The 25,620-nt window shown below is 75.6% G+C and carries 22 protein-coding genes; 12 read left to right on the top strand and 10 right to left on the bottom strand.

The window, feature by feature from the left end:
- Positions 1-150 precede the first annotated feature (150 nt).
- Positions 151-1,536, top strand: coding sequence for an MFS transporter (locus tag C8E97_RS14960; protein WP_121005993.1), 1,386 nt, complete (start codon positions 151-153; stop codon positions 1,534-1,536).
- 157 nt (positions 1,537-1,693) lie between these two features.
- Here the strand turns inward: C8E97_RS14960 and C8E97_RS14955 are convergent, their stop codons facing one another.
- Together C8E97_RS14955 and C8E97_RS14950 are read right to left on the bottom strand one after the other, a co-directional pair.
- Positions 1,694-2,515: a DUF3152 domain-containing protein gene (locus C8E97_RS14955; protein ID WP_121005991.1), complete on the bottom strand. Its 822-nt coding sequence runs from the start codon at positions 2,513-2,515 to the stop codon at positions 1,694-1,696.
- Complete coding sequence (locus tag C8E97_RS14950) at positions 2,512-4,089, bottom strand: putative glycoside hydrolase (protein WP_121005989.1); 1,578 nt, start codon at positions 4,087-4,089, stop codon at positions 2,512-2,514. Before C8E97_RS14950 ends, C8E97_RS14955 begins: the two co-directional genes overlap by 4 nt.
- Before the next feature lie 127 nt (positions 4,090-4,216).
- Here C8E97_RS14950 and C8E97_RS14945 point away from each other — a divergent pair, with 127 nt between their 5' ends.
- From C8E97_RS14945 to C8E97_RS14925, 5 genes are all read left to right on the top strand, one after another.
- Positions 4,217-5,275, top strand: a complete 1,059-nt coding sequence (locus C8E97_RS14945; RefSeq protein ID WP_246018898.1) for a polysaccharide deacetylase family protein — start codon at positions 4,217-4,219, stop codon at positions 5,273-5,275.
- A 234-nt stretch (positions 5,276-5,509) separates the two neighbouring features.
- Positions 5,510-7,033: a hypothetical protein gene (locus C8E97_RS14940; protein ID WP_121005987.1), complete on the top strand. Its 1,524-nt coding sequence runs from the start codon at positions 5,510-5,512 to the stop codon at positions 7,031-7,033.
- Positions 7,030-9,174, top strand: a complete 2,145-nt coding sequence (locus C8E97_RS14935; RefSeq protein ID WP_121005985.1) for a CHAT domain-containing protein — start codon at positions 7,030-7,032, stop codon at positions 9,172-9,174. Before C8E97_RS14940 ends, C8E97_RS14935 begins: the two co-directional genes overlap by 4 nt.
- A complete protein-coding gene (locus tag C8E97_RS14930; protein ID WP_170211857.1) occupies positions 9,171-13,862 on the top strand; it encodes an ATP-binding protein in 4,692 nt (1,563 codons plus the stop codon). Before C8E97_RS14935 ends, C8E97_RS14930 begins: the two co-directional genes overlap by 4 nt.
- On the top strand, positions 13,859-14,869 hold the full coding sequence (locus C8E97_RS14925; RefSeq protein WP_147455119.1) for a hypothetical protein: 1,011 nt from the start codon (positions 13,859-13,861) through the stop codon (positions 14,867-14,869). The genes C8E97_RS14930 and C8E97_RS14925 overlap by 4 nt, the downstream gene beginning before the upstream one ends.
- Before the next feature lie 210 nt (positions 14,870-15,079).
- On the opposite strand, the gene C8E97_RS14920 is transcribed toward C8E97_RS14925, so the two are convergent.
- A complete protein-coding gene (locus C8E97_RS14920; RefSeq protein WP_121005979.1) occupies positions 15,080-15,730 on the bottom strand; it encodes a TNT domain-containing protein in 651 nt (216 codons plus the stop codon).
- Positions 15,731-16,144: 414 nt separating this feature from the next.
- A complete protein-coding gene (locus tag C8E97_RS14915) occupies positions 16,145-17,128 on the bottom strand; it encodes a GHMP family kinase ATP-binding protein (RefSeq protein WP_121005977.1) in 984 nt (327 codons plus the stop codon).
- A gap of 274 nt (positions 17,129-17,402) precedes the next feature.
- On the opposite strand from C8E97_RS14915, the gene C8E97_RS14910 reads away from it, so the two are divergent.
- A complete protein-coding gene (locus C8E97_RS14910) occupies positions 17,403-17,660 on the top strand; it encodes a hypothetical protein (RefSeq protein WP_121005975.1) in 258 nt (85 codons plus the stop codon).
- A 17-nt stretch (positions 17,661-17,677) separates the two neighbouring features.
- Here the strand turns inward: C8E97_RS14910 and C8E97_RS14905 are convergent, their stop codons facing one another.
- Positions 17,678-19,039: a sodium:proton exchanger gene (locus C8E97_RS14905; RefSeq protein ID WP_121005973.1), complete on the bottom strand. Its 1,362-nt coding sequence runs from the start codon at positions 19,037-19,039 to the stop codon at positions 17,678-17,680.
- 112 nt (positions 19,040-19,151) lie between these two features.
- On the opposite strand from C8E97_RS14905, the gene C8E97_RS14900 reads away from it, so the two are divergent.
- Both C8E97_RS14900 and C8E97_RS14895 read left to right on the top strand, forming a co-directional pair.
- Positions 19,152-19,919, top strand: a complete 768-nt coding sequence (locus C8E97_RS14900) for a CPBP family intramembrane glutamic endopeptidase (protein WP_170211856.1) — start codon at positions 19,152-19,154, stop codon at positions 19,917-19,919.
- Between the two features lie 108 nt (positions 19,920-20,027).
- Positions 20,028-20,381 carry a DUF6204 family protein gene (locus C8E97_RS14895; protein WP_121011537.1) on the top strand — a complete coding sequence of 118 codons (354 nt, stop codon included), beginning with the start codon at positions 20,028-20,030 and terminating at the stop codon, positions 20,379-20,381.
- Here C8E97_RS14895 and C8E97_RS14890 read toward each other — a convergent pair.
- From C8E97_RS14890 to C8E97_RS14875, 4 genes are all read right to left on the bottom strand, one after another.
- On the bottom strand, positions 20,374-20,934 hold the full coding sequence (locus tag C8E97_RS14890; RefSeq protein ID WP_246018897.1) for an AAA family ATPase: 561 nt from the start codon (positions 20,932-20,934) through the stop codon (positions 20,374-20,376). The two genes, C8E97_RS14895 and C8E97_RS14890, sit on opposite strands and share 8 nt — an antisense overlap.
- A 29-nt stretch (positions 20,935-20,963) precedes the next feature.
- Entirely contained in the window at positions 20,964-21,365 is a 402-nt protein-coding gene (locus tag C8E97_RS14885) for a hypothetical protein (protein ID WP_121005969.1), read from the bottom strand.
- Between the two features lie 523 nt (positions 21,366-21,888).
- The gene (gene surE / locus C8E97_RS14880; RefSeq protein WP_121005967.1) at positions 21,889-22,638 is read right to left on the bottom strand and encodes a 5'/3'-nucleotidase SurE; all 750 of its coding nucleotides are present in this window, start codon (positions 22,636-22,638) and stop codon (positions 21,889-21,891) included.
- Positions 22,635-23,561 carry a PfkB family carbohydrate kinase gene (locus tag C8E97_RS14875; protein WP_121005965.1) on the bottom strand — a complete coding sequence of 309 codons (927 nt, stop codon included), beginning with the start codon at positions 23,559-23,561 and terminating at the stop codon, positions 22,635-22,637. The genes surE and C8E97_RS14875 overlap by 4 nt, the downstream gene beginning before the upstream one ends.
- A gap of 246 nt (positions 23,562-23,807) precedes the next feature.
- Here C8E97_RS14875 and C8E97_RS34555 point away from each other — a divergent pair, with 246 nt between their 5' ends.
- Entirely contained in the window at positions 23,808-23,975 is a 168-nt protein-coding gene (locus tag C8E97_RS34555) for a hypothetical protein (RefSeq protein ID WP_170211855.1), read from the top strand.
- Positions 23,976-24,056: 81 nt separating this feature from the next.
- Positions 24,057-24,509 carry a PaaI family thioesterase gene (locus C8E97_RS14865; RefSeq protein ID WP_246018896.1) on the top strand — a complete coding sequence of 151 codons (453 nt, stop codon included), beginning with the start codon at positions 24,057-24,059 and terminating at the stop codon, positions 24,507-24,509.
- 14 nt (positions 24,510-24,523) lie between these two features.
- Here C8E97_RS14865 and C8E97_RS14860 read toward each other — a convergent pair whose 3' ends face one another.
- The gene (locus tag C8E97_RS14860; RefSeq protein ID WP_121005961.1) at positions 24,524-24,994 is read right to left on the bottom strand and encodes a hypothetical protein; all 471 of its coding nucleotides are present in this window, start codon (positions 24,992-24,994) and stop codon (positions 24,524-24,526) included.
- A gap of 139 nt (positions 24,995-25,133) precedes the next feature.
- Between C8E97_RS14860 and C8E97_RS14855 the strand changes: the two genes are divergently transcribed.
- Positions 25,134-25,466 (top strand): YnfA family protein, encoded by a 333-nt coding sequence (locus tag C8E97_RS14855; RefSeq protein ID WP_121005959.1) that lies wholly within the window; start codon positions 25,134-25,136, stop codon positions 25,464-25,466.
- Positions 25,467-25,620: the final 154 nt, after the last annotated feature.

The following is a 25,620-nucleotide window of genomic DNA, read 5'->3' as shown; positions in this document are numbered from 1 at the left end:
GGAAAGGCGGCGCGAAGCGCTGACCGCACGGTGCGTTACGTGAACAGTTTCACCTGATCGACAAGCACGTTCCCCGGAAAGCGACGCCTAATGTTGAGCAGTTCGCACGGGCCCGTCGACGCGCCCGGTTCTTTTCTCCAGGGAGCTTTGATGTTCCGCGTGCTGCGCGGCCGAAACTACCGTCGCTGGGCTTTCGCCGACCTCGTGTCGGTGACCGGCGCGTGGATGCAGTTGATCGGCCTCAACTGGGTGGTCATGGACCGCACCGGCTCCGCCGCGTCCGTCGGGCTGTCCGTGCTCGTCGGCACCCTGCCGTCGGTCCTGCTCGGCCCGTGGGCGGGCGCCGTGGCCGACCGCGTGCCGGTCCGCCGCGTCATCCTCGTCTGCCAGTCGCTGCACGCCGTGCTCGCCGCGGCGCTGGCCCTGGTGGTCTGGCTGCACGCGCCGATCACGGCGGTGTTCGCGCTGACCGCCGCCGCCGGGCTGGTGTCGGTGTTCGACGGCCCGGCGCTGGGCCGGTTCGGCGGCCAGGTCGTGGCGCGGGAGGACCTGGGCAACGCCCTCGCGTTCGGCTCGATCCTCAACTCCACCGGCCGCATCCTGGGCATGAGCAGCGCCGCCGTGCTGGCGGCGGCGCTCGGCGCGCCCGTGCTGTTCCTCGTCAACGCCGTCAGCTTCCTGGCCGTGATCGCGGCCGTCATGACGGTGCGGGTGGGCGAGCTGCACCCGCTGGCGGTCAGCACGGCGGAGCAGGCGGGCGTGCGGGCGGGCCTGCGCTACATCGGCGCGTCCGGCCGGTTGCTGCTGCTGTTCGCGCTCGGGTTCGTGCTGTCCAGCCTCGGGCGCAACTACCAGGTCACGATGGCCGCGATGAGCGACAGCGCGGCCGGGTACGGCGTGCTGTCCACGGTGTTCGCCGTCGGCACCGTGCTCGGCGGGCTGGCGGCGTCGCTGCGGCGGGCGCTGACGGTCCGGCTGCTGCTGGTGGTGGCCGGGGTGACCAGCGTGCTCCAGGCGGCGGGCGGGCTGGTGCCCGGCGCGCTCGGGTTCGCGCTGGTGCTGGTGCCGATCGCGGCCGGCGCGGTGGTGATCGACACGACCATGAGCACCCGGCTCCAGCTCGACTCGACCGACGGGATGCGCGGCAGGCTGCTCGCGGTCAACTCCTCCGTCGGCGCGGCGGCGGGCGCGGTCGGCGCGCCGCTGCTGGGCTGGCTGTGCGAGCGGATCGGCGCGCCGGAGACGCTGGTGCTGGCGGGCACGCTCACGCTGATCGCGACGGTGCTCGCGGCGACCGTCTTCGCCGCGCCCCACCAGCGCCGCGCCGCGCTCGCGCACCGGGTCCTGCGCCGGCCGCGCCCGGTGCCCGCCCCGACCGGCCACCCGGCCGTACCCGCCGGTCACGGGCACGGGCCGCGCACCTGGTCCGGCACCCGGTTCCGCCGCCGCGCCCGCGTGCGCGCCGGTGCGGACGTGGTCACGCTCATGGCGGAGGCGCACCCCGCCTCGGACCTCGTGGCGCCCGTTCGCGGGTAGGCCGGTCGCACGCGGGGTGTCGGCGCGCTGGGGTGGGGAGCCAGCCGGGCCGGGAACGGCAGAGCGGGCACCGCGAGGCGGGCACCGCGAGGCGGGCGGAGCCGGCTCGGTCCGAACCGGACGGCCACCGCGGGGCGGCCTCCGGGCGGGAAGTGGCTCAGGGCCACGGGTTGGCGGTGCACGCCTTGCCGTCGGCCGTGATCACCACGCCCTGGTCCACCCCGGCGGTGATGGCGGCCAGCTCGTCGTTCGCCGTGCTCAGCGTCTGCTGCATCATCACCGGCGCCGGCGCGCCGTCCGCCGGGCACGGCACGTGCCCGTGGCCGAGGAAGTGGCCGACCTCGTGGTTGACCAGGTAGGTCCGGTAGGCCCGCAGCTCACCGCCGTAGGCGTGCGCGCCCCGGAACCACCGCGCGGCGCTGAGGTACACGCTGTCCCCGATCCGGCACGACGTGTCGTAGGGCAGCTCGACGCCGCACAACCGCCGCGCCGTGTCCTGCGACGTGAGCCGGACCCGCAGCTCCGGCTCGCCCCCGGCGGCGACCCGGCGGAACCGCTGGACGCGCGACCAGCCGCGCGGGTGGGCCAGCGCGAAGTCCACCACCGCCGCGAACGAGTCGTCGCCCTGGGGCACCGTGACGCCCTCCTCGACCTCCACCGAGTACTGGACGCCGGTCGTGCCGATGCCTCCCGGCACGACCCGCCACGTGCCCGTGCCGTGCCGGGGGAACTCCGGGCCCGGCGGCAGGTCCGCGACCCGCACCCCGGCCGGTCGCGGCTCGCTCTCCCGCGCCGGCGCGCTCCCCGTCGTCGGTCCGCTCCCCGTCGTCGGTCCGCCCGCGGTGGCGCCGCCCGTGGCCGGTCCGGGCAGCGTCACCTCGCCGGGCGACGGCGCCGCCGCGCCGAGCTCCAGCGCGACCACCGTCGTCACGGCCAGGCACAGGCCGGTCAGGTGGACCACCACGGGAACCGGTCTCATGCGGGCTCCAGCCCCGACGAGCCGTAGGTGCAGGCCGCGTTCCACAGCAGGAACGACGGCACCCCGGCGTCCCTGGAGGCCGCCACCTGCGCCTGGATCTCGCCCGGACCGTAGTTGTGCCCCATCGAGAACGCCTGGAGCCACGGGATGACCGTCGTGCTGCCGGACTTCGTCAGCTCCACGAAGTTCGCCACCGACGCCCGCACGATGTCGTACGGCCGGGCGTTGGGGTTGTCCACCCCGTACTCGCCGGGGCCCCAGTGCGACGGGTACACCATCGGCGAGACGTAGTCGACGTGCGGGGCCATCGCCGGGATGTCCTGGGCGACGTCGGTCGGGCTGTGCGCCGCTATCCCGAACACCGACGCGCCGAGGTACGCGCCGTGCGGGCGGACCGCCGCCCGGCTGTCCTTCACGAAGTCCACGATGGACTGCTCGGGCGTCGTGGTCAGGCCGGGGAACACCATCTGGCCCACCGGGCCGTCCGGGCGGCGCACGTAGTCGTACAGGATGTCGTCGAACCCGAGCCGCGCCGCCTCCTCGGCGATCGCGATGTTGTAGCCCCGCACCTCCTGGTTCGCGAAGTTGGTGAACGCGAACTCGCCGTAGTGCGCCGACCAGGGCGCGCCGGAGGTGTTCTGCGTGAGCCGGTCGCGCGCGCCGGACTCCCACGAGGCCCTGCCCAGCACCGGGTCGCGGAACGCCACCAGCCGCCCGACCACCCGGAGGCCCATGCGGTGCAGCTCGTCCAGCGTGGCGCGGGCGTCGTAGTGGTTGCGGGTCGCGCCGACCTGCCTGGCCAGCGGCACCTGCGACTCGTAGCCGATCTCGCCGCTCTCGTCCTTGATGTCGAGCTGGATGGTGTCGATGCGGCGCTCGCGCGCCATCGCCAGCACCGGTTCGCGCAGCGACTCCGTCGCCCACGCGGAAGCGCTCATGTGGACCGCGCGCATACCCGGGTGGGTGACCTTGACGGTGACGTCGCGCTCCGTCGCGTTGCCCGCGCTGTCGTCGGCCCGCACCTTCAGCTGCGCGGGCACCGAGTCGAGCGTCGCCTCGAACCGGCCGTCGCGCACCGGCACGCGCTGGTCGCCCACCCGCACCGAGTCCGCGCCGTCGGCGGTGCCGCGCACGGTGAGCGGACCGCGCGGCGACTTCGCCTCCGCCGACTCGACCTCCACCGCGGGCGGTGTGGCGTCCACCGTGAACGCCCGGTCGACCGACGTGTCCGGCAGCCACGGCAGCAGGTTCGGCACGCGCACCGACAGCGTGTGCGGGCCTTCCGCCAGCTTCATGCCGGCCAGCGTCATCCGGCCTTCGACCTGCCGCACCTCGACCGGCCGCCCGTCCACCTGGACCGAGACGCCGTGCAGCTCGGCCGGGTCCGCCGCGGTGATCGACACCTGCTCGACGTCGGAGGGCGTGATGCTGGTCCCGTCGGCGAGGTCGGCCACCGCCAGGCTGACGTCGCGGGTGTGCACGATCGTGGTGACCACGCCCGCCACGACCAGCAGCACGGCCACCGCGACCACCGGGATGAGCACGCGTTTCGCCTTGAGTGGTGAATCCGGCACCGTGGGCTCCTATCTGGGTCCGGAACAGTCAAGCAGCGACTAGCCCGTGGCGCGGCGCCGCAAACGCGGGGTCATCCGAAGGTGGGTATCCCCTGCTGACACCGCCGTTCCGCGCCACCATCGACGGGTGAAGAGCCCACGACCGCGCACCCGCCGCGCCCCCTCCGCCATCGCCCTCGCGGCGGCCGTCTGCTGCGCGTGCGGCGCGCAGCCCGCCGCCGACGCGCCCGCGCCCGGACCACCCCCCGACGGCACCGCGAGTTCCGCGCAGCCCGCGGGCCGGTCCGCCTCCGCCGCACCGGACGCCGCCGCGGTCGGCGCGAACGAGCTGGGCCAGGTCCCGGTCCTGATGTACCACCGGTTCGTGGCGGAGCCGACCTCGGTCTACGACCGGACGCCGGACGCGTTCCGCGCCGAGCTGGAACGCCTCGCGAACGAGGGCTACGTGCCGGTGACGGCGACCGAGTACGCCACCGGCCGCATCGACATCCCGGCCGGACGTCACCCGGTCGTGTTGACTTTCGACGACGGCGACCCGACCCAGCTCACCCTCGGGCCGGACGGGCGACCGGCGGCCGGTTCGGCGATCGCCATCCTGCTCGACGTCGCCTCGCGGCACCCCGGCTTCCGACCGGTCGCGAGCGTGTACGTCAACGCCGCCCCGTTCGGCACGTCCGACGGCGCGGGCGTGCTGCCGTGGCTGCGGGACAACGGGTTCGAGGTCGGCAACCACACGCGGCAGCACACGAACCTGTCCGCGGCGGGCGACACCGAGGTGCAGCAGGCCATCGCGGCGGGGCAGCGGGAGATCCAGGCCGCGCTGCCGGGGTACGCGGTGCAGAGCCTCGCGCTGCCGTTCGGCGCGCGGCCCACCGACGGCTCGCTCGCGCTGCGCGGCGCGGCCGACGGCACGTCCTACGAGCACACCTGCGTGCTGCTGGTGGGCGCGGGTCCCGCGCCGTCGCCGTACGCGGCGGACTTCGACCCGGCGAGCGTGCCGCGCATCCGCTCCCAGGACGCGTCCGGCGACGAGGCCAAGTACGGCTCCACCACGTGGCTGGACCACCTGGCCGCGAACCCGGCGACGCGGTACACGTCCGACGGCGTGGCGGACCGGATCGCGTACCCGTCGGGCGGTGGCGTCCAGCCGGCGCAGCGGTTCGCCGACCGGGTGTTCGCGTACTGAGCCTTCCGCCCACCGCCTTCCGGCCACCGCCTTCCGCCCACCGCCTTCCGGCTGCGGCTTTTCGTTCACCGGCCTTCGGCCACTGGCTTGCGCCGGGCCCGGCGCGCGGACTTCCCGCCGGGCCCGGCGTACCGGAGCCCCGCCGGCGCGCGACGGAGGGCCGCCCTCGAAGATCACCCGTTCGGCGGATTCAGGGCTGTAACCGAACGTGGCGGTCCACCGACTGAGAAGTCGATGGACGGTCAGCGAACGGCCCCGCCGACACCGTGGGACATCGGCCCGGACCCGGTGCCGGTCCGGCTGCGGCGCAGCGCGGACGCCCTCGCCGCGCTGCGCTCCCGGATCGGGCGGTGGTTCGCCGAGCGGCGCGCGGACCGGGCGTTCCGGCGGTTCACCGGGCACTTCGACGTGCTGGAGACCGTGCTGCTGCGGATGCTCGACCGGCTCGCGGAGGCGTCGGCGACGCCGGTCGCCGACCCCGGCGAGTGCTACGAGCGGTGCCGCCGGCTGGACGGCCGGGTGTCCCTCGTGCGCGGCCTGTTCGAGTGGTACGCGGAGAAGTACGACCAGCGGCTCGACGGCCGGCCGCACGCCGGGCTGCTGCGGGCCGCCGACGAGGTCACCCGCAGCTGCTGGCAGGAGCCGTTCGTCGCGGCGGACCTCGCGCCGCCCACCGGTCCGCTGTGCTTCGTCGACGGCGCGTCCGCGGGGCACTCCGTGCGGCGCTGCCCGGTGCCGAGCGACTTCCGGGTGGCCGGCGACGACCCGTTGGCGGCGTTCGTCGCGGAGCTGCCGGTGCCCCTCGTCGCCCTGCCGGAGAACGCGACGCGGGAGGCGTGGTGGCTGGTCGTCACCGCCCACGAGACCGGCCACCACGTGCAGCACGACCTGGGGCTGACGGTGCCGGTGGTGGAGGCCCTGGCGTCCGCCGCTCCGCCGGGCCTCGGGCGGGAGTGGTCGACGTGGAGCGGCGAGGTGTTCGCCGACGCGTTCTCGGTGCTGATGGTCGGCGAGGCCGCCGGGTGGGCGGTGGGCGAGCTGGCGTTCGGGTCGACCGGGCACCTGCTGCGGCCGGTCGGCGCGTACCCCGCGCCGGTGGTGCGGCTCGCGCTGCTGGGCGAGGTGCTGCGGGGTGCGCGGGCGCTGGACGCCGGACCCCAGGTGTGGCCGTCGTTCGGCACGGGCGCGGCGGGAGGGACCGGCGTCGGGTCGGCGTTCGGCACGGGTGCGGTGGGAGGAGCCGGCGGCGGGGCGGTGTCCGGCGCGGCCGAGGCGGACGGGGCCGGCGGCGGGTCGCTGTTCGGCGCGGCCGAGGCGGAGCGGTGGCTCGTCGGGCTCGCCGGGTCGGGCGGGCCCGCGCGGGAGCGGGCGTTGGCGCACGCGCGGGCGTTGCCGGGCATCGCGTCCGCGCTTTTGGACCTTCCCGTCGCCGGGTACCCGCTACGCTCGCTGGCCGACCGGGACGTCCTGTCGAACCCACGCCGCATCGAGAGGTGGGCCGCCCAGTTGGGCCGCGCGAACCCCGTGCTCACGCCGATCGACACCCGATCCGCGCCGCGGGTCCTGCTGGCCGCCGGCGTGCGCCGCTACCGCTCGGCGGGCGCCGCCGACGACCTCGCCGGGCTGCACCGCGCCCTCGTGCGCGCGCTCGCCGGCAGCGGGGCGCCCGGCGTCCTCGCCCGCCGGCCCGACCGCTCGGCGACCGGGCTGGCCGACCGGCTGGCGGACCGGCTGCTGGCCGAGGACGGCGTCCGATGACCCTGCCGAGGGTGGTCGTCGACCTCACGCCGTCGACGGCGGGTCCGGGGTGGTCGGTGCGCGTCCGCGGTGCGGGCGTCGACGCGGAGCACGAGCTGGCCGCGGTCCGGGTCCAGGTCGGCGGCGAGGCGTGCCGGGTGCCCGCCGCGCCGGTCGAGGCCGTCGAACTGGCGCGGCTGCTCGACCGGATCAGGCGGCGGTCCACGGTGGACGGCGACGTCCGCCGGTACGGGCAGTGGCTGTTCGCCGGGCTGCTGGGACCGGTGTGGGAGCGCATCCGCACGGCGCAGGCGGTGTGCGCCGCGCGCGGCGTCGAGCTGGCGCTGCGGTGGCCGGTCGACCAGACCGACCTGCACCGGCTGGTGTGGGAGGCCATGCACGACGGGCGCGCGCCGCTGGCCGCCGACCCGGACCTGCTGGTCGCGATCACCCGGCTGGTGCCGGTCGAGACCGGGGCCGTGCACACCATCGAGCGGACGCCGCGCGTGCTGTTCGCGGTGGGCGGCTCGATGGTCGACGAGGTCATCCGGCCGGGCGCGATGTTCATGGGGCTGCTGCGCGGCTTCGACGCGCGGGGCGTCTGCTCGGCGAAGGCCGCGCAGACCGTGACCGTCAAGAGCCTGACCGACCACTGCACCGGGTTCCGCCCCGACCTGGTCCACATCGTGGCGCACGGCGACTCCGTGGACGGCCGCGGCAGCATCGTCCTCGGCGACGGCGAGCAGGTCACCGCGGAGCAGTTGGTGCCCGCGCTGACCGGCGCGCGCCGCCCGCTCGCGGTCGTGCTGAGCGCCTGCGGCTCCGGGTCCACCGCCGCGCCGGGCGGTGGCCCGCTCGCCGCCGAGCTGGTCGAGCAGGGCATACCCATCGTGTCCGCCGTCTCCGGCGAGGTCAGCGAGCAGGCGTGCCGGCTCTACACGCGGCGGCTCGTGGAGGCCATCGGTGACGGCACGCCGCTCGCCGTGGCGGCGGCGCAGGGCAGGCGGGCGGCGCTGCTGGACTCGTCCAGCCCGCGCGACCAGCTGGACTGGGCGATGCCGTCGCTGTTCCTGTCCGAGTCGGTGCCGTCGTCGTTCCGGCCGGTGGACGCCAAGGCGCGGCGCATCGTGGAGATCGCCGACAGCCTCAAGCTGCGCGAGTGGCCGCTGTTCATCGGCCGCACGAGCATCCTGGACCTGGTGGACGACCTGTTCGCCGACGAGGTCAACCGCAGGCTGTCGGTGATCGGCGCGATCGGCGACGACATCTCCGGGATGGGCGGCACCCGCCTGTTGCGGGAGCTGGGCTACATGCTCCTGTTACGCGGGCACCTGCCGTTGCTGCTGGGGCCGTTCGACCCGACGAAGTCGCCGAGCGACCTGCGCGCGATGCTCGGCGCGGTGCTGGACTGCATGGCGATCCTCGCCACCGAACTGGACCTGCCGGTGCCCCGGTTCCGGCTGCTCGAACCGCACTACCCGGCGGAAGCCGCCGCCGAGGACCCCGGCCGGGCCGCCTACGCGGCCAGGATGGCCTTCTACGCCGCCAAGGCGCGGTTCGCCGCCGACGCCGTCCCGCTGGACTGGGGCGTGGCCACGACGATGCTCACCGCCGACCTGGAGACGCTGGCGGTCGCGGCGGAGGACCTCGCCGAGCCGTTCGGACCGCACAGCCGGGTGGTGGTGCTGGCGGACGAGATCCACCGCTGGGGTGTCGTCGGCGACCTGCTCGACCACTTGAAAGCCGCCGGCCGCAACGGTTTCGGCAGTCGCGCCCGGCCGGTGCCGGTGGTGTTCACCGCGTCCACGGGCGTCGCGAGCGGCGCCGCGGTCCGGTCGTTCAGCGAGCGGATGGCGAACATGCCGGGGCACGTGTTCCCCCAGCTCGGCCCGCTGCCGGTGGACGAGGGCGTGATCGGGTTCCAGTGGGTGCTGCTGAACCCGCCGTCACCGCGGGCGGGTGACGGCGGCACGGTCTACGCGGCGCTGCCCAAGGCCCGCTACGACGACTTCGTGCAGGCGTTCAAGTTCTTCGAGGGCAGGCCGACGGTGGTCCGGGAGCCGGTGCTGTACCGGGTCGCGGAGATGCTGGAGCACTTCGAGGTCTTCGTCACCGGGGACGACCACGCGGCGTGGACCCGTTACGAGGAGCGGTACTCGTGACCGACGGGCCGGGCGGGGGCCGGACCGGGGGGCTCGGCGAGGGCTGGGCCGAAGGGCGCGGCGAGGGCGGCTCCGGGGTGTCGGGCGCGGGCGGGTCCGAGGGGCTCGGCGACCGGCTCCGGCGCGGGCTCGCCGCCCTCGGCCAGGAGGCGTGGGAGCACTCGCTGCGGCAGTTCGACGTCCGCACGCTGTGCCGGGCGAGCCTGCTGCCGCGGTGGAACCGGGCCCTCGCGGCCGACCTCGGCCTGACGACCGCCGACGGCTTCCCCCGGCTGGTCGAGCGGCTGGAGCGGGCCGGGCTGATCGAGCGCGGCATCGACAGCTCCGACCTCGGGCCGGACCTCGACCAGCCGGGCGAGACCTTCTGGATCCGCAGCCGCTACCGGCGGGAGATCGGCGACCACCTGCGGGAGCGGCTCGGGCGCGCCCTCCAGGCCGAGTACGAGGCGCTGTGCCGGCTGGTCGACGGGCTGCGGCCGGACGACCCGCAGCTGCGGCTGTGGCTGGCCGTGCGGCGCTTCCAGCACGACCCGTCCGGCCGGTCCCTGCTGGACCGCGTGGACGGCCTGCTCGGCACCGGCGACGTGCCGGCGGCGGCGGCGACGGTCGCCACCGCCCGCCTGGTCAGCGACGTGATCGGCGGGACGCTGGAAGGCGCGGTCACCCGCGCGCAGTGGCGGCTGGACCGCGAGTACCGCACCGCCGACGACCTGGACCACCTGCGCGGCTACTTCCGGCGCGCCGACATCGAGGAGGCCATCCGGCGGCTCGTCGCCACCCCGGACGACGCGCCGCCGGGCGCGCCGTGGGCCCTGCACCTCATGGGCGACGCCGGGGTGGGCAAGACGATGGTGCTGCGCTACCTGGCGTCGGGGCGGTTCGCGGAGGAGCACGGCCTGGCGCCGTTCCCCGTCGCCAGGGTCGACTTCGACCACCTGGACCCGCGCTACCCCGAGCAGCGCCCGGTGGAGCTGCTGGTCGCGCTGACCGACCAGCTCCTGGGCTTCGCGCCGTCCCGGTCGGCCGAGCACTACCACCGGTCCGTCCACGACACCGCCGAGGCGCTGCACGAGGAGCTGGCCAGACCCGAGCCCGACGCCGGGCAGGCGCGGACCCTGGTCGCGGGCGCGGTCGAGCGGTTCGCCCGGTTGGTCGAGGAGACGGGCCGACCGGTCGTGCTGGTCCTCGACACCTGCGAGGAGCTGGCCAAGCTGTACGCGCCGGGCGTGAGCGCGCCGGCCATCGACCGCACCTTCGACCTGCTGGAACGGCTGCACGAGCGGGTGCCGCAGGTGCGCGTCGTGTTCGCCGGCCGCCGGTGGCTGGTGCCGCCGGACTCCCGCCGCTACGGCGGTCCCCGGCTGCGGCCCCGCCCGTACGTGAGCGTGCTGCGCATCGCCGGGTTCACCGCCGCCGAGGCGGACCGGTTCCTCGACTCCCGGTCGGTGCCCGACGCCCTGCGCCCCGCGCTGCTGGAGCGGTCGGCGGTGCGCGGCACCGACCGGTACAACCCGTTCGAGCTGGAGAGCTACTGCTCCTGGGTGCGCAGCGACGGGGACCTGGTGGCGGGCGACCTGCTCGACGCGCCCGGCGACCCCTACATCGAGCGCCGGATCGTCGCGCGCGTCCAGGACCCGGCGGTGTTCGCCGCGCTGCCCGCCGCCGTGGCGCTCGGCCGGTTCGACCTGCCGCTCATCAGCCCCGCGCTGCGCCGCGCGGGCGTCGAACCCGGCGCCGCGTTCGACGGGCTGGCCGCCCAGGAGTGGATCAACGTCGTCCGGTTGAACCCGGACGGCAGGCCGGGTGTCGTGGAGGTGGACGAGCACATCCGCGACCGCATCCGCAACGTGCTCGGCACGGGCGACCTCGGCGCGCCGCTCGACGAGCGCCGCCTCGGGCGCGACGCGGCGACGGTGATCGAGCAGACCGAGCTGTCCGACGTGGCGGCGGAGACGGTCGAGGCGGCGATGCGGCTGCTGCCGTCGGACGAGGCCGCGGCGCTGTGGGAGGGCATCGACCGGCGGGTCACCCGGCACGACGAGTGGGGCTGGGCGATGCAGGTGACGTCGCGGATCGCCGCGGTCGAGGCCGAGCGGCCCACACCCGGCAGCGTGCTGGCCGCCGTGCTGGCGACCCAGGCCGCCGCGCGGGTGCACACCGGGCAGCGGCAGGGTCTCGCCGAGCTGTGGACGGAGGTCCAGCGCAGCGCGCCGCACCACCCGCTCGCCGGGCAGCGGGAGTCGCTCGCGCTGCGCGCCCAGTTCGGCCGCTTCGCGTCCGGGCACCGCGTCGAGGCCGCCGACTGGAACGACCTCGCGGGCCGGGCGCTCGGCCGGCCCGACATCGCCGACTCGGTGCTCGCCGCGCTCGACACCGCCGTCGCGCACCCCCCGGTCGCCGACGCCCACGCGGCCACCGTCGACCGGCTCCTGTCCGCGCTGGGCGACCACCCGGTGCCGCAGATCGCCGCGCACGCGCTGATCCTGCGCTGCGGCCTGGTGCTGCGCCGGGGCAGGCCGACGGACCCCGCGCCCCTGGCCGCGCGCGCCGTCGAGCTGCTGGAGGGCGCGCGGGAGCCCGCCAAGCAGCGGGACTGGGTCGCCCCGCGCGGCCTGCTCGACCGGGCCCGGCTCATGCGCGTGCTGGTCGCCCTCTACGGCGGCGAGCCGCTGCCCGAGGCCACCTGGCGACCGTGGCGGGCGGACGCGCTGCGGCGCGGCGAGGAGGACGTCGACGCCGACCGGCTCATCGCCGCCACCCTCGACTACGAGTTGTGCCACGGCGTCGTGCCGGTGAAGTCGCTGGCCGTGCCGCTGCCGCACCACTCCTGGAGCGACACGGGCTGGCTGCACTTCGGCCTCGGCCGGCCGTGGGTGCTCGCGGTGGCGGACGCGCTCAGCGCGGCGGGCCGGCCCTGGGTGGCGGCCGACCTGCTCGGCAGGCATCGCCGGGCGGCGGTGGCGAGCGGCGAGGACGCGCGGGTCGTGGAGTACTGCGAACTGGCCCTGCTGCGGCTGTGCCGACGGCACCGGACCACGGAGTGGGCGCCCGTCGTGCGGCTGGCGCACGAGGGCACGCCGCGCGTGCGCGACGAGGCGTGGCTCGTCCGGCGGCTGGTGGACGACGCCGAACCGGCCCGCCCGCTGCTGGGCAGCGCGTACGGCTACTGGCGGTGCGCGCCCGAGTCGCAGCCGCCCGAGCCGCCCGACTGGCAGCCCGCCGACCACCTCGACGCGTGGGAGGCGGCCGTGCTGGCCACCGACGACCTGCTGCACCCGGTCATACCGGACACCGCGCGGGCGCGGGGCGTCGTGGCCCTGGCGGCGGGCGAGGTGCGCGGTCTCGCCGCGCCCGCGCGCGGCGCGAACCTGCTGCGCGTCGCGCGGGAGGAGTTCGGCGGGGCGGGCGACCACGACGCCGCCGACCAGGCCGCCACGCTGGCCGCCCGCCTGGACCGCCGGGCCAGGTCCGAGACCTCGGCCGAGCGCGCACCGGTCGAGTCGATCGGCGTGGGCACCGCCGCGAGGAACCTCTTCCGGGCGATCACCGCGGACCTGGCCGCACACCACCTCCCGAGCCTGGTCGCCCTGGTGGCGCTGCCGCTCCTCACGGCCCTGTTCGTCACGGCGCTGCCGCAGTGGGCGGCGTACGTGATGGTCGGCGGCTACGCGGCGGCGGCCGTCAGCGCCCTGCTCGTCCACCTGGTGGGCGATCGGGACTTCACACCGGTGGACGTCGTCGCGGTCGGGTCGACGTCGGCCGGGCGGGTCGACCTGACCACCGTGGACGCCGTCCTGCTCGACGAGTTCGACGGCGGCGCGTCGAACCGGCTGCGCCGGCTGGCCAACTACACGAAGTGGGTGTCGCTGGGGCGGCGGCGGCTGCCCGAGGACGACGCGCCCGCGCCCGTGGCCGAGGTGGACGTCAAGGCGCGCAGCTCGCCGGTCGCGACGCTGCGCGTCCACCACCCGGTCGCCCTGGAGGTCCAGCGCGACCTCCAGGTCCTGGCGTGGGAGCAGTGGATCGGCCGGGCCCGGTCGAGGTGGGCGGCGCGGCCCCTGGTGTTCCGCGTCCACACCGGTGGCCGCCGCCGGCCGCCGGACCAGCGCCGGAACGCGTCCGTCGCGACCTTCCACGGCCCCGCGCACCTCGAACCGGAGCGGTCTCGCCACGACGCGACCGCCGACCGGCTCCTGCTGCACCTCGTCGGGACACCGGTCACCACCACCGCCGGGCCCCAGTTCCGCGTCCGCGACTGGACCGGCGACGACGACGGCTACGCCAGGGGCAGCCGCGCCGCCGACCGCGAGGTGCTGCTGGACATCGACGAGGCCACCAGCCGCCCCACCGGCGTGGTCGTGCTCCAGGCCGAGCCGGTCGACCACGGGCCGCTGCCGCTGGACGAGACGCGGGCCGACTTCGTGCGCTGCGCGGTGGCCGCCGTCGACCGGGGCGTGGGCACCGTGCTGGTCGTCCCACCGCTGACCGACGACCTGGCGCTCCGGGTGGTGCGGCTGATCTGGGGGGTCGCCGCGCACGGGACGCCGGGCACGCGGGCCGTGCTGTCGGCGTTCGCCGAGATCAGGGACCTGGTCGCGGCGGCCGAGACCGGGTCGGCGGGCACCACGCCGGCGAGCCTCGACCTCATCCTCTTCCACCGCCGGATCGACCACGAGGAGACCCAGTGACCGGTATGCGCGACCGCGTGCGGGGTTGGTTCGCCGCCAACGCCGAGCACATCACCGTCGAGTTCTTCCCGGACCCCGACGGGCGGCCGGTCGTGGCGGGCCAGGGCTACCTCCGGCTGTGGCTGGTGGAGGGCTTCCTGGCCAAGCGGGTCAGCTGGGGCCGGGAGCACTTCCCGGCGCTGCACGGCGGCGTGACGCTGTCGTTCCTGGGCAGCGAGGCCACGCCGTTCACGCGCTTCACCCGACCCGGCGCCTCGCTCACCGCGCCGGGCGCGTACCTGGACTACCCGATGACCGCGCTGATCCCGTACGCCGGCGGCACGGTCGAGGTCGAGGCCGCGCTGTACCGCGCCTCGTCCGGCGGTCCCCTGGAGACGGCGGTGACCATCGCCGGCGGCCTGGCGCCGCTGATCGGCCCGCCGCTGTCGACGGCGGCCACGATCGCCGAGAAGGTGTCCACCGGTGTCGACGCGGTGCTCGCGGCCCACGGCGACGACCCGGTGCTCGGCGTGCACTGGGCGATGACCTCGCCGGGCGGCGGCGGGAACGTGCTGCGGCCCGGCCACCTGGCGGTGGTCAGCGGCTCGCCCGACGCCCTGCCCGGTCCGCTGACGATCGTGGACGGTCGGCTGCACGGCCCGCGGGGCCTGCTCACCGGCTACGACTTCCTGGTCCTGCGCGTCGAGTGCCGGGAGGAGCGCGACGACTGGAGCTTCCCGGAACTGGAACGCCTGCGCCGGGAAGCGGTGACCGCGTACCTGCACGGGCTGCCGGAGACCCACCGCGACCTCCGCAACCGCGCGGTGGTCGCCGTGTTCAACTCACCCGACCTGACCGAGACCGACGCGCACCGGGTGGCGAAGTACGTGCGGCAGTCCATCGACCGCGTGACCGAACTCGGCGTGACCCCGGCGGAAACCGACGGCCTCGACCCGATCCCGGCCCACAAGCTCCCCGACCGCCACGAGGTGGAGGGCCAGACCCTCACCTCCCTGCTCCAAACCTGATCCCGGCACCAGCCCTTGCCCCGACGCCTGTATGCGTATGGCGACAACGAAACCCCGCGCCCGGCCCGAAGACCGCACCCTCTCTCCCCGAGCACGCGTGTTCCGAAGCGACGGGGCCGAAGCATGGTCTCGACGCGGGGGTCGCTGTTCGCCCTTGATGACCACTCGTGGCGCGGGTGGTCGGTGCTGTCGCGTCGCTGGGCTCGGGCGTCAGCGGAGGCGTTGCAGGTAGCCGTTGTCCAGGAGCCACAGGACGTTGAGGCGTTCGGGTGCGCCGGGGACCAGGGAGCCGCGCAGTTGGTACTGGATGCCGCCGCCGACCTGGTAGAACCACGGCGCGATGAGGCCCGCGTCGACCTGGAACGGCTTCACGACCCGGTACACGTGGTAGTTGCAGTTCTCCGCCGGGGTGCCCGTGAGGTTCTGCGGCGGGATCGAGCGGGTCGTGTACGGCAGGCCCTCGGGGGCCAGGAATGCCCCGTACTCGCTGCCGTAGCGGTCGATGCGTCGGCCCGCGTGGAGTTCCTGCTGCCACTTCACCGGCTCACCGGCCGGCGTCAGCAGGTAGCCGTCCTTCGGCGGGTACCGCCACGAGTTCGCCGCCGTGTCGTAGTACGTCGAGAGGAACTGCTCCTCGGAGCGGTAGCCGGTGCGGCTGTACCCCAGCAGCTGCACGCCGACCGCGCCGAGCGCGGGCAGGCGTTCGGGGCCCAGGCGGCGGTCGTCGTGGTACTGCTCGGCGGAGCACTCGGTGAGGCCCGTCCCCGCCGCCTGTGCCGGGGCGACGCCGACCAGGGTCGTCGCCAGGACGAGGGACAGCACCGCCGCGGAGCGCCCGACCAACCTGCGTGCCCAACCCATCCGACACCTCCGACATGATCGACAACCGGTCGACGCAGACGCTAGTGCCGCCGCCCTCGGCGCGGGAACGTCCTCGGCGCGGGTTCACCTGTTTCGCCGGCGGGCGCGCACCGTCGGTAGTGCGAGGGCCCGCTTCGGCCGCCCGTGACCGCAGTGGTGCGGGTCCGGGGGCCACCGGATGCCGTACGCCGTCACCCGTCGGACCGATGTGGTGCGGTGTGATAGCCGAATGGGATTGGGCCGGAGGTGCGGTGGGCCGACAGGATCGGTCGTGCCGAGCGGTCTGGGCCCGTTCGGCGCCGAGGGCGGGTGACGTCGTCGCAGGGGTTTGGCGACGCCCGGCTCGCTCCCCGCGTGTCGCCGGGGAGTGCCCGCGGCCTGTTCTGCGCAGGCCGCGGGCGGCTCTCCCCCTCCTCACGACGCCGACGCGGGGTTCCGGTGGCCGTGCGGGCGACCGGGCGTGGCGAAGGTGACGCGGTGCGCGAGGCCGCGCCGGGCCAGCAGCCGTTCGCACCGGTCCACGCGTTCGGCCAGGTCCGCGGCAGGCGCGGTGCCGTCGAACAGGACGCCCGCGACGGTTCCGCTGTGCGCGACCTGGACGCCCACCCCTCCGACCGCCCGGCAGACCTCGACCAGCTCGGCGAAACCGGCCGCACCCCCGAAGCGCTGGTTGACGCGCGAACTGGCGGTGGCGACGCGGCCCAGCAACGCGGCGTCACCGGACAGCACCGCCTGGCGCAGCGCCGCGCGCAGCACCCGGAACGCCGCGACCTCCCCGGCCTCGTAGCGGGCAGGCGGGCGGGACAGGGTGTCGATGCCGAGGCCGGAGCCGTCGGTGTCGACGCCGACGACGACCAGCGGCGGCAGGCGTGGCCCGAGCGTCTCGACGACGACGCCGTCGCGCTGGGCGAACAGGACGACCCGGTCCTCGACCATGATCGGGTCGGAGGCGCGTTCGGCGGCCACGGCGAGCCGGGCGACGGCGGCCTCGGGCAGGCGGACGCCCGCGCAGTCGGCCACCGCGCGGATCGTGGCGACGACGTCCGAGGTGGACGACCCGAGGCCGACGGCGGGTGTGACGTCGTGCGCCACCCGCAGGACCCCGCCGCGCGGCCGGTCGTCGGCCGGGAACACGTGCCGCAGCGCGAGTTCCGCCGCCGCCGTCGACTTCGCCAGGCCCGCCGGCTCGACGGTGACGCCCGGCGCGTCGTGCGGGGTGAAGCTCGCCCGGCTGCCGTGACCGGGCATGGGAAGCGTCACCAGGCCGTGCCGGAGCCGCCCGCCCGCGTCCTCGAAGACGCCCTGGAGGATCTCGCCGTGGTGGGCGGGCGCGCGGCCGTGCCCCGTGCGCCGGACGGGCGCGACGGGCGGGCCTGGTGCGCCGAGGGGATGCGGCACGGGTGTCCTTCCGACCGGCTCGCGGAACGCGGGTCGCGCCTCGGCGCGGGTCGGGCCCGGCCGATGGCGTCACCGCCCGATCGACTTCGCGATCGGCAGGTCATCATCCGCTACGCCGTCGTGGCCGGGCACCGGCGGGCCGGGCGCACCACGCCCGGCCCGCCGGGGTTTTCCGAGCGGCCGTCGGGGTAGTCGAGGCGTCCCGGAGGTGTCGCCTCCGGGACGCCGCCCCACGTGGCGGCGTCTCTCTCGGGTCAGGGAAGGAGCGCGGCGGATGGCGAACGGGGAACCCCGGTCCGAGCAGCAGGAGGGGCTGGAGGGCGTGGCGTGGGCCGACGAGCGGGTGGACGAGCCGGGCACGGGCGGGACGCGCGGTCCGCAGTTCACCCGTCCGGATGACGTCGGGTCGTCCGCGGACGTGGAGGCCACCGAGATCGCCGAGGAGGCGGGCTCCGACTACACCGCCGGGCCCGAGCAGCGGGCGATGCACGTCGAGGAGGGCGACGAGGGCGGCGGGCGTGTCGGGCGGTGACGCCGCGCCGGCCGGGTTCACGAGTCCCGGCCGGGCGACTGCCGGATCAGCTCCGGGAACGGCGTCCGCAGCCCGTCGCGAACGGTCCGGGTGACGTCGTGCCGGTGGCGGAGCACTTGCAGTGCCGCCAGGAGGGCGTACGCGGCGGACAGCACGACGATCACGACCCGGTTGGCGTCGTCGGGCAGCGTGAGGCTCGCGGTGAACTGCACGCCGAACAGCGCGAGCAGGCTCACCGCCCCGATCGCGGTCAGCCCGAGGTCGGCCAGGATCGCCACCGCGAACAGCGACTGCGCGGCCGTGAGCAGCAGTTCCAGGCGCTGGTGGTCGTCCAGCGGCAGACCGTCGGTGGTGCCGGCGGACAGCGCGAACACCACCGGGATCGTGCCGACCAGCAGCGTCCACTGGTTGACCTTGCTGGACAGCAGGGTGCCCAGCGACTCGGACGCCTTGAGCCGCGCCGCGAACAGGCAGGCGACGATCAGCTCGGGCGACTCGCTGGCCAGCGGCGCGACCCACTGCACCAGCAGGAACTCGTCGACCCCGAGCAGGCCGCCGGTCCGGACCAGGTTCTCGGCGAAGTGCTCGGCGGTGGTCAGGATGACCAGCCCGGCGACCGCGAACAGGCCGACCACCAGGCCGCGCCGGGCGCGGGTCGGCTTGCCGCCCACCCAGGCGGCCACCCCCACCAGGTCCGGCTCCTCGGCGGGCGCCTTGGACAGCCGCCACGCGTAGGCGGCGAAGATGCCGACGAAGACGGCGGCGTCGAGCAGCGTCAACGACGTGCGCAGCGGCAGGGTCAGCGAGTACAGCGTGGCCAGGCCGAGGAAGACCACGTCGGCGGACATCGCGGGGGCCAGCGCGACCCGGCCCGGCTTCGCCGACTCGCTGCGCCTGCGCGCCCGCACCGCCGAGACCGTCGCCACCAGCACCACCAGCGGCCAGCCCAGGCCGACCAGGATGCGGTTGGCCCCGGTCATGTTCGCCAGCGCCAGCGAGCACGGGTCCGCGCCACCCGCCTGCCCGCACGCGCCGTGCTCGGCGTAGTGCCGGCCGGCCTGGTAGGTGAACACCAGGTCCACCGCGTACTCCGGGAGCACGGCGAGCACCGCCAGCACGGCGATCGCCAGGCCCGCGCCGATGTCCACCTGCGCCGCCTCGGCCGCCCAGGACAGCACGAACGCCGCGCCGACGATCGCCACCCCGAACACGGCGGCGGCCAGTGGCGGGGACGGCTCCGGGTGCGGCCACCCCAGGTAGTCGGCCGCGCCGAGCAGCGCGCCGGGCAGTGCCACGCCGACCGCCGCGAGCAGGCGGCCGGGGAACGTCGACCGGCCGGGCGCGCCGGTGGTCCTCGATCGAGCCGGTTCATCGCGCATGAGCCAAGGTGTTCCCACGGGGCGGCCCGATGATGCCGCCGTCCTCCGCTCGCGGCACGCGCCCGCGCCGCGCGATGCCTCGCTCGGGTGTCCGGTCGGGCAGGGTGGTGCCGTGACGCCGTCCCGGCCGTCCGCCGCGGTGCCGCCGACCGTCCGGCAGCCCCGCCGGGGCCTCCTGCTGCTGGGCGTGTTCCTCGTGGCCGAGGCGGTCAGCGTGGTCGCCGCCGTGCTGGTGCTGGTGCCGTTCGCGCTGGACGACCCGGAGCTGCTGGAGGGCAGGTTGCCGCCGTGGCCGCTGCTGACCCTGCTGGCGGTGCCGACGTCGACGGCGGCGCTCGTGGCCGTGGCCGGGACCGCGCTGCTCGGCGGTGGTCCGCGGCCGGGCCGGGTGCGCCGCGAGCTGGCGGTCGCGTGGCGCCGGCGCGACCTGGGCACCGGGCTGGCGTACGGGGCGGGCGGCCTGCTGCTGACCATCCCCGCCGCCGCGCTGTGGTCGGCGTGGGTGGGCGGCGACGAGAACTCGGCGGTCGGCGACGCGTTCGCGGGCAGGCAGCTGGAGCCGCTCGCGGCGGGCCTCGCGTTCCTGGTGGTGTGGCTCGTCGCGCCGCTGGCCGAGGAGGTGTTGTTCCGGGGCGTGCTGTGGCGGGCGCTGGAGCGGTTCGGGTGGCACCGGTGGGTGGTGTTCGCCGTGACGACCGCCGTGTTCTCGGTGGCGCACCTGGAGCTGCTGCGCACGCCACTCCTGCTGGTGCTGTCCGTGCCGATCGGCCTGGCCAGGATGTCCACCGGCAACCTGCTGGCCTCGGTCGTCGCGCACCAGGTGAACAACTTCCTGCCCGCGCTCGCGGTGCTGCTCACGACCACCGGCGTGCTGGTCTGACGCCGGCGCGGGCCGGGTGCTCGCGGGCACCGTGGCGGGCGTCATATCGATTGCGGTGGCGGTGCGGTTCGCCGATCATGGCGCGACATCCTCGGGGAAGTGGGCGCGATGACCGATCACACCTACCGCGTCCTGGTGCGCGGCCGGTTCACCGACCTGGACGAGGCCGGGCGTGCCCGGTTGCTCGCGGCCGTCGACCGGCACGGCGTGCTGACCAACGGGTTCTCCGAGGAGGGCGCGCTGTCCTACGACCGGACCCTCGACTTCTTCAGCTTCCGCGTGCAACTGCGCGCGGAGGTGGCCGCGACCGACCGGGCGGTGTGCGACCGGGCGCTGGCGCTCGCGGCCCGTGCCGTGGAGGAGTTCGGCGTCGACTTCCGCGACCTGCGCGCCTCGGCCACCGACATGGACCTGGTCAAGGTGCGGCGGCCCAAGGGCGCCGGACCGGCCCCGGTCAGGTGACCCGGCCCTCGGTCCAGGCGCGGTCCAGGATCTCGGCGACGGTCTGCTCCGGCGTCTGCTCCGAGGTGTCCAGCCAGAGCCCGAGCCGGGGCGTCTCCTCCCGCAGGACGCGGTCGAGCAGGGTGACCGTCCACTCGTCGTAGGCGTGCTTCGCCCGTGCCGCCTCGCGCGCGGCGAGGGCGTCGGGCCGGGGCGCGAGCACCACGACCAGCAGCGGCCGGTGCCGCACCCAGCCGACCAGCTCACCGAGGTGCGGGCCGAGGACGACGTCCTGCACGACGACCGTGAAGCCCGCCTCGCGGTACTCGTCGGCCGTGCGCGCCGTCAGCCGGTGGCGCAGCCGCAGCTGCCGCACCGCCTCCTCGGACGGGTCGGGCGTCATGTCCGCGCGGCCGTTGACCACCATCCGCCGGAACAGGTCGCCGCGCAGGTGCACCGAGCGGGGCAGGCGCTCGGCCAGCAGCTGGGCGACCGTCGACTTGCCTGCCGCCTGGACGCCCGTGACCAGCACGGTCACCGGTCCGGCCGGGTCGGCGGCCCGCCCTCCGGTCACGTCCCGCCCGATCGGCGACGGGCCCCCGGTCACCGGGTCGCGGACGGCGGCTCCTGGAAGAGCATCACCGGGATGTCGCGGGCCGCCCGCTCCGGCCGGTGCTCCTCCACGGCCACCGCCGACGGCGTGAGGTCGTGCGCCGACCGGTCCGGGCCGGGTTCCGCGTGCTCCGCGGCCGGCGGAAGGGCTTCGGGCTCCGCCGTCCTCGGCGCGGCGGCCGCCGCCTCGACGGGCTCCGGGTGGGACGGCGTGAGCTGCTGCTGGGCCTGGTTGATCCACAGCAGCCACATCACCTCGTCGCGGTGGCCGCGGAACTCCGCCTTCAGCCCCGCGAGCGCCCCGCGCACCCGCGCGACCAGCACCGGGTCCTCCGCGACGACCGCCCAGAGCGCCCGCGCCCGCGCGTCGTGGGCCTTCACGGTCAGTCGCACCTGCTCCGACAGTTGTCCGGTCGACAGCTCCGACCAGACAGCCGCGGTTTTCCGAGCTTGGTTCACGTGGCCATCCTCGCCGATCCGGCCTCCGATCCCGGGCGCGACGCGAAGTAATCCATCTCTCGTTTCGACCACCGCGCCGACGGAATTTCCACGGATGTGGACCCGGCGGCCCGACCGGGTCGTCCGGTCGGGCACCGTTCGGGGTCCAGCCTGTCAGGTCCGGTGCCGAAAAGTCGAACCCTCGCCATGCGACACGTTCGGCTTCGCGCGGGCGCGGGCGGGTGTGGAGCAGGTCGCGGCCCAGTGGCCCCGGGCCTCCGCGGGCTGGTCGCGCAGGCAGCGCTTGCACAGCACGTCTCCACGTGCGTCATCACCGTGTGCGCTGACCTGCGACTCGGCCGCATTTCCACATCGGACAGTCCACAGACCAACCGGTCATCCCCGTTGCCCCGCCGCCGAACGGCACGACGGCCACCCGCGAACACCGGCGCCAACGCCGCCGCCCGAGGCCGACCGGTCAGACCACCGTGAGGTCGAGTTCCGGGTCCTCGGTCACCGAGCGCAGCGGCGTGAGCGTCGCGTGGCCCTCGGCGAGCAGCGCGGCGTCGCTGCCGGGCGGCAGCTCGCCCTCGACGAAGACCGCGGCGAGGGTGATCGAGCCGTCGTCGGTCTCCTCGATCCGACTCCGCACCGCGCCGAACTCGGCCAGCGTCGCCCGGCGCGGCGCGGCGGCCTCGCGGGCGTTGGGCACGTTGAGGTTCAGCGCCGCACCGGCGGGCAGGGCCGCGAGCCGGTCGAACAACCCGCTCGCCACCGCGACGGCCGTGTCCCAGTGGTGCTCCACGTCCACCTCCAGCCCCACGTCGAGGGACACGGCCATCGCGCGCGCGCCGTTGATGGCGGCGGTCAGCGCCGCGCCGACGGTGCCGGAGTGCAGCACCGCCCGGCCGACGTTCGCGCCGCGGTTCACCCCGGACAGCACGATGTCGGGCGGGTCGCCGAACGCGCCCAGCGACGCCGCCAGGGCGATCAGGCCGGGGTGCGCCGCGACCGCGAAGCCCGGCACGCCGGGCAGTCCGGGCAGGTCCCGGCGCTCCACGCGCACCCGGCGCTCGTCGCCGGCGGCCGTCAGGCCCGCGCTGGTGCCGCTGGACTCCGCCGCGGGCGCGGCGACCACCACCGTCCACCCGTGGTCGACCGCACCGCGCGCCAGGGCCGCCAGCCCCGGCGAGTCGATGCCGTCGTCGTTGGTGATCAGCACCCTCACCGGTCGCCCTCCCACCGCTCCAGCCGCACCCGTCCGACGAGTTCGCGCACCACGTCACCACTACCGGAACCGAGCCCGTGCCGCATCACGTTCACCGCGCCCGCCGCCGCGCCGAGTTTCACGGCGTCCTCCAGGGACTTGCCCTGCGCGAGCGCGGCGGCGAGCCCGGCCGTCATCGAGTCACCACCGCCACGGGTGTCCACAGTGGACATTTTCGGGGCGCTCACGAGCGCGAAACCGCCGTCGACCATCGCCAGCGTCGCCTCGGCGGCCCGCGACACCACGACCGCACGCGCGCCGGAACCGGCCATCCGCTCGCACGCCGCCACCAGGTCCGGCAGCGAGTCGGACTCCGCCAGGCCGTCGGACACCAGCTCCTCGTGGCTGACCTTCACCACCGTCGGCCCGCCCTCCAGCGCGGCGGCGAGCCGGCCGCCGGACAGGTCGACGACCACCTGGCACCCGTTGCCGCCCAGGTCCTTGGCCAGCCGCTCGTAGACCGAGTCCGGCACCGGCTCGTCGCCCTCGGCCGGACCGCTGAGCACGGCCACGCCCGCGTTGAGCCCCTCCACCAGCGTCATCTCGTACAGGTCGTCCAACTCGTGCCGGGACAACGGGTCCGCGGGCATCACGACGAGGGGGTCGCGCACGCCGTCGCGCCGGTCGTGCACGTAGGCCCCGTTGCGCGCGGTGACGTCGCGCGCCTTCAACCGGACGTCCACCAAGTGCCGCAACACCTGTCCGGTCTCACCGCCCAGCGCCGCGCACAGCACCACGTCGACACCCAGGGACTCGATCATCCGGGACACCCACACCCCTTGGCCCCCAGCGTGGATGTGGATGTCGGGAGCGTCATCCAGCACCTCCACCGTCACCGTCAACTGCGGAGACGGCGCGAACACCGCCACTCGACCCGTCCTCATGCCTGTGGACTTACCCGTTTTGCCCGATTGCAAGCCGGCGGGGTGCGGTAAGCCGCCAGGATGGCGCCTCGTCATACCGCCGGCCGACGACGGCCGCGCCGCGCACCGACCGTGATCGGCCGCGATCCGACGAGCGAGGGGCGGCATGGGACTGGTCGGCCACAACCGCGAGGTCGCCGCGGCGTGCCGGCCGGGTGAGGCGCGGGCGGGGATGGCGCGGGTGGGCGTGGTGCCGGCCGGGGGACGATGCGGACGGGCGTGGTGCCGGCGGGCGTGGTGCCGGCGGGCGTGGTGCCGGCGGGCGTGGTGCCGGCGGGCGTGGTGCCGGCGGGCGTGGTGCCGGCGGGCGTGGTGCCGGCGGGCGTGGTGCCGGCGGGCGTGGTGCCGGCGGGCGTGGTGGTCGGCGTGCCTTGAGGCTTCGCGTGGCGCGGATCACCTCCGCGGCGTGCCGGACCCCATCACGGGCACCACGTGCGTCCACCTACTTTGGACTCCGTGGACAGCATCCAGGAACGCCTCTACCCCACCCTGCCGTGCTTCGGCTGCGGCCACGCGAACGACGACGGGCTGCGCCTGCGCAGCTACCCCGGCGAGGACGGGGTGGTGACCGCGACCTTCACGCCGTGGCCCGCGCACGACAACGGGCTCGGGTTCCTCAACGGCGGCATCATCTGCACGGTCCTGGACTGCCACAGCGCCGCCGCCGTGATGCTGGAGGCCGACCGGCGGGGCTGGAAACCGCTCGGTGACGCCGCGCTGTCGTACGTGACGGCCGGGCTGGACGTGCGCTACCTGCGGCCCTCGCCGCTGACCGAAGCGGTGGAGCTGCGGGCGTCCCTGCGGGAGGTGTCCGAGGCGCAGATGACGGTGGACGTCTCGCTCGTGTGGGACGGCAAGCCGCGCGCCGAGGCGTCCGCACTGTGGAAGCGCTGGCGACCACGCGACTGAGCACGCGTGCTCGACTACCGCAGGTGCTCGGCCAGCGCGTCGGCGATCGCGGCGGCCCCCACCCAGCCGTCCGGTTCCCGCGCGACCCCCTCGACGATCACCAGCGGCGGACCCGTGAGCGTCGTGTCGGGCCCGGCCGGGTACGCGCGCAGCGTCGTCCCACCGGGCCGCAGCGGCACGACCGCGGGCGTTCCACCGACCGTCCCGGCGATCGCCATGACCTGCCGGTCGTCCTCGGCCGGGTCGACGCGCACCCGGTCGGTCACCGCCTCGACGCCCGCCGCGGCCAGGCGGGCGAGGACGGCGTCCGCGAGGCCGTCGCTGATCGCGATCAGGCGGGCGCGGCGGAGGATGTCGACGTAGCGCTCGCCGGGCGCGTGCTCGACGCCCCGGTCGTCGCGCGCGGCCGGCGCGGCGGCGTCCAGGTCGGCGAAACGGGTGCGCGCGTCCTGCTCGACGCGCGCGGGGTCGACGGTCTTCGCCACGGTCGTGGTGCTCCTGCCTGGTCGTGCGTGCGGTGCCGACAGACCATACGTCGCGGAACCGCAAAACTGCGGTCTCGACCGGACGGATCACACCCCGCGCACGCGGCCCGCGCCCGCCGCCCCGGCTACCGTCGGGATCATGACCGTCGCCCGCTCACTCGTGCTGTTCGCGCTCGCGGCCGTCGCCGAGATCGGCGGCGCGTGGCTGGTCTGGCAGGGCGTCCGCGAGCACCGCGGCCTGCTGTGGGTCGCGGCGGGCGTGGTGGCGCTCGGCGCGTACGGCTTCGTCGCCACCCTTCAGCCGGACGCGCACTTCGGCCGCATCCTCGCCGCCTACGGCGGTGTCTTCGTCGCCGGTTCCCTGGCGTGGGGCGTGGTGGTGGACCGCTTCCGCCCCGACCGGTGGGACTACGCGGGCGCGGCGATCTGCCTGCTCGGCGTCGCCGTGATCATGTACGCGCCGCGCGGCTGACCGCTCCGGGCCGGCCGCACCGCGGCGACCGACCGAGGGGGTCAGCCCGCCGAGGCGTTGCGCCGGGCCCTCGTCCGCGAGACCGCCCTGTTCGGTTCCCCGGAGGTGGTCCGGTAGCGCTACCTGCCGGGGCAGCGGCTGTACCGGGGTGCCG

It is taken from the genome of Saccharothrix australiensis (assembly GCF_003634935.1).
Classification (GTDB): Bacteria; Actinomycetota; Actinomycetes; order Mycobacteriales; family Pseudonocardiaceae; genus Actinosynnema; species Actinosynnema australiense.
This window is presented reverse-complemented; position numbering and strand designations above follow the sequence as displayed.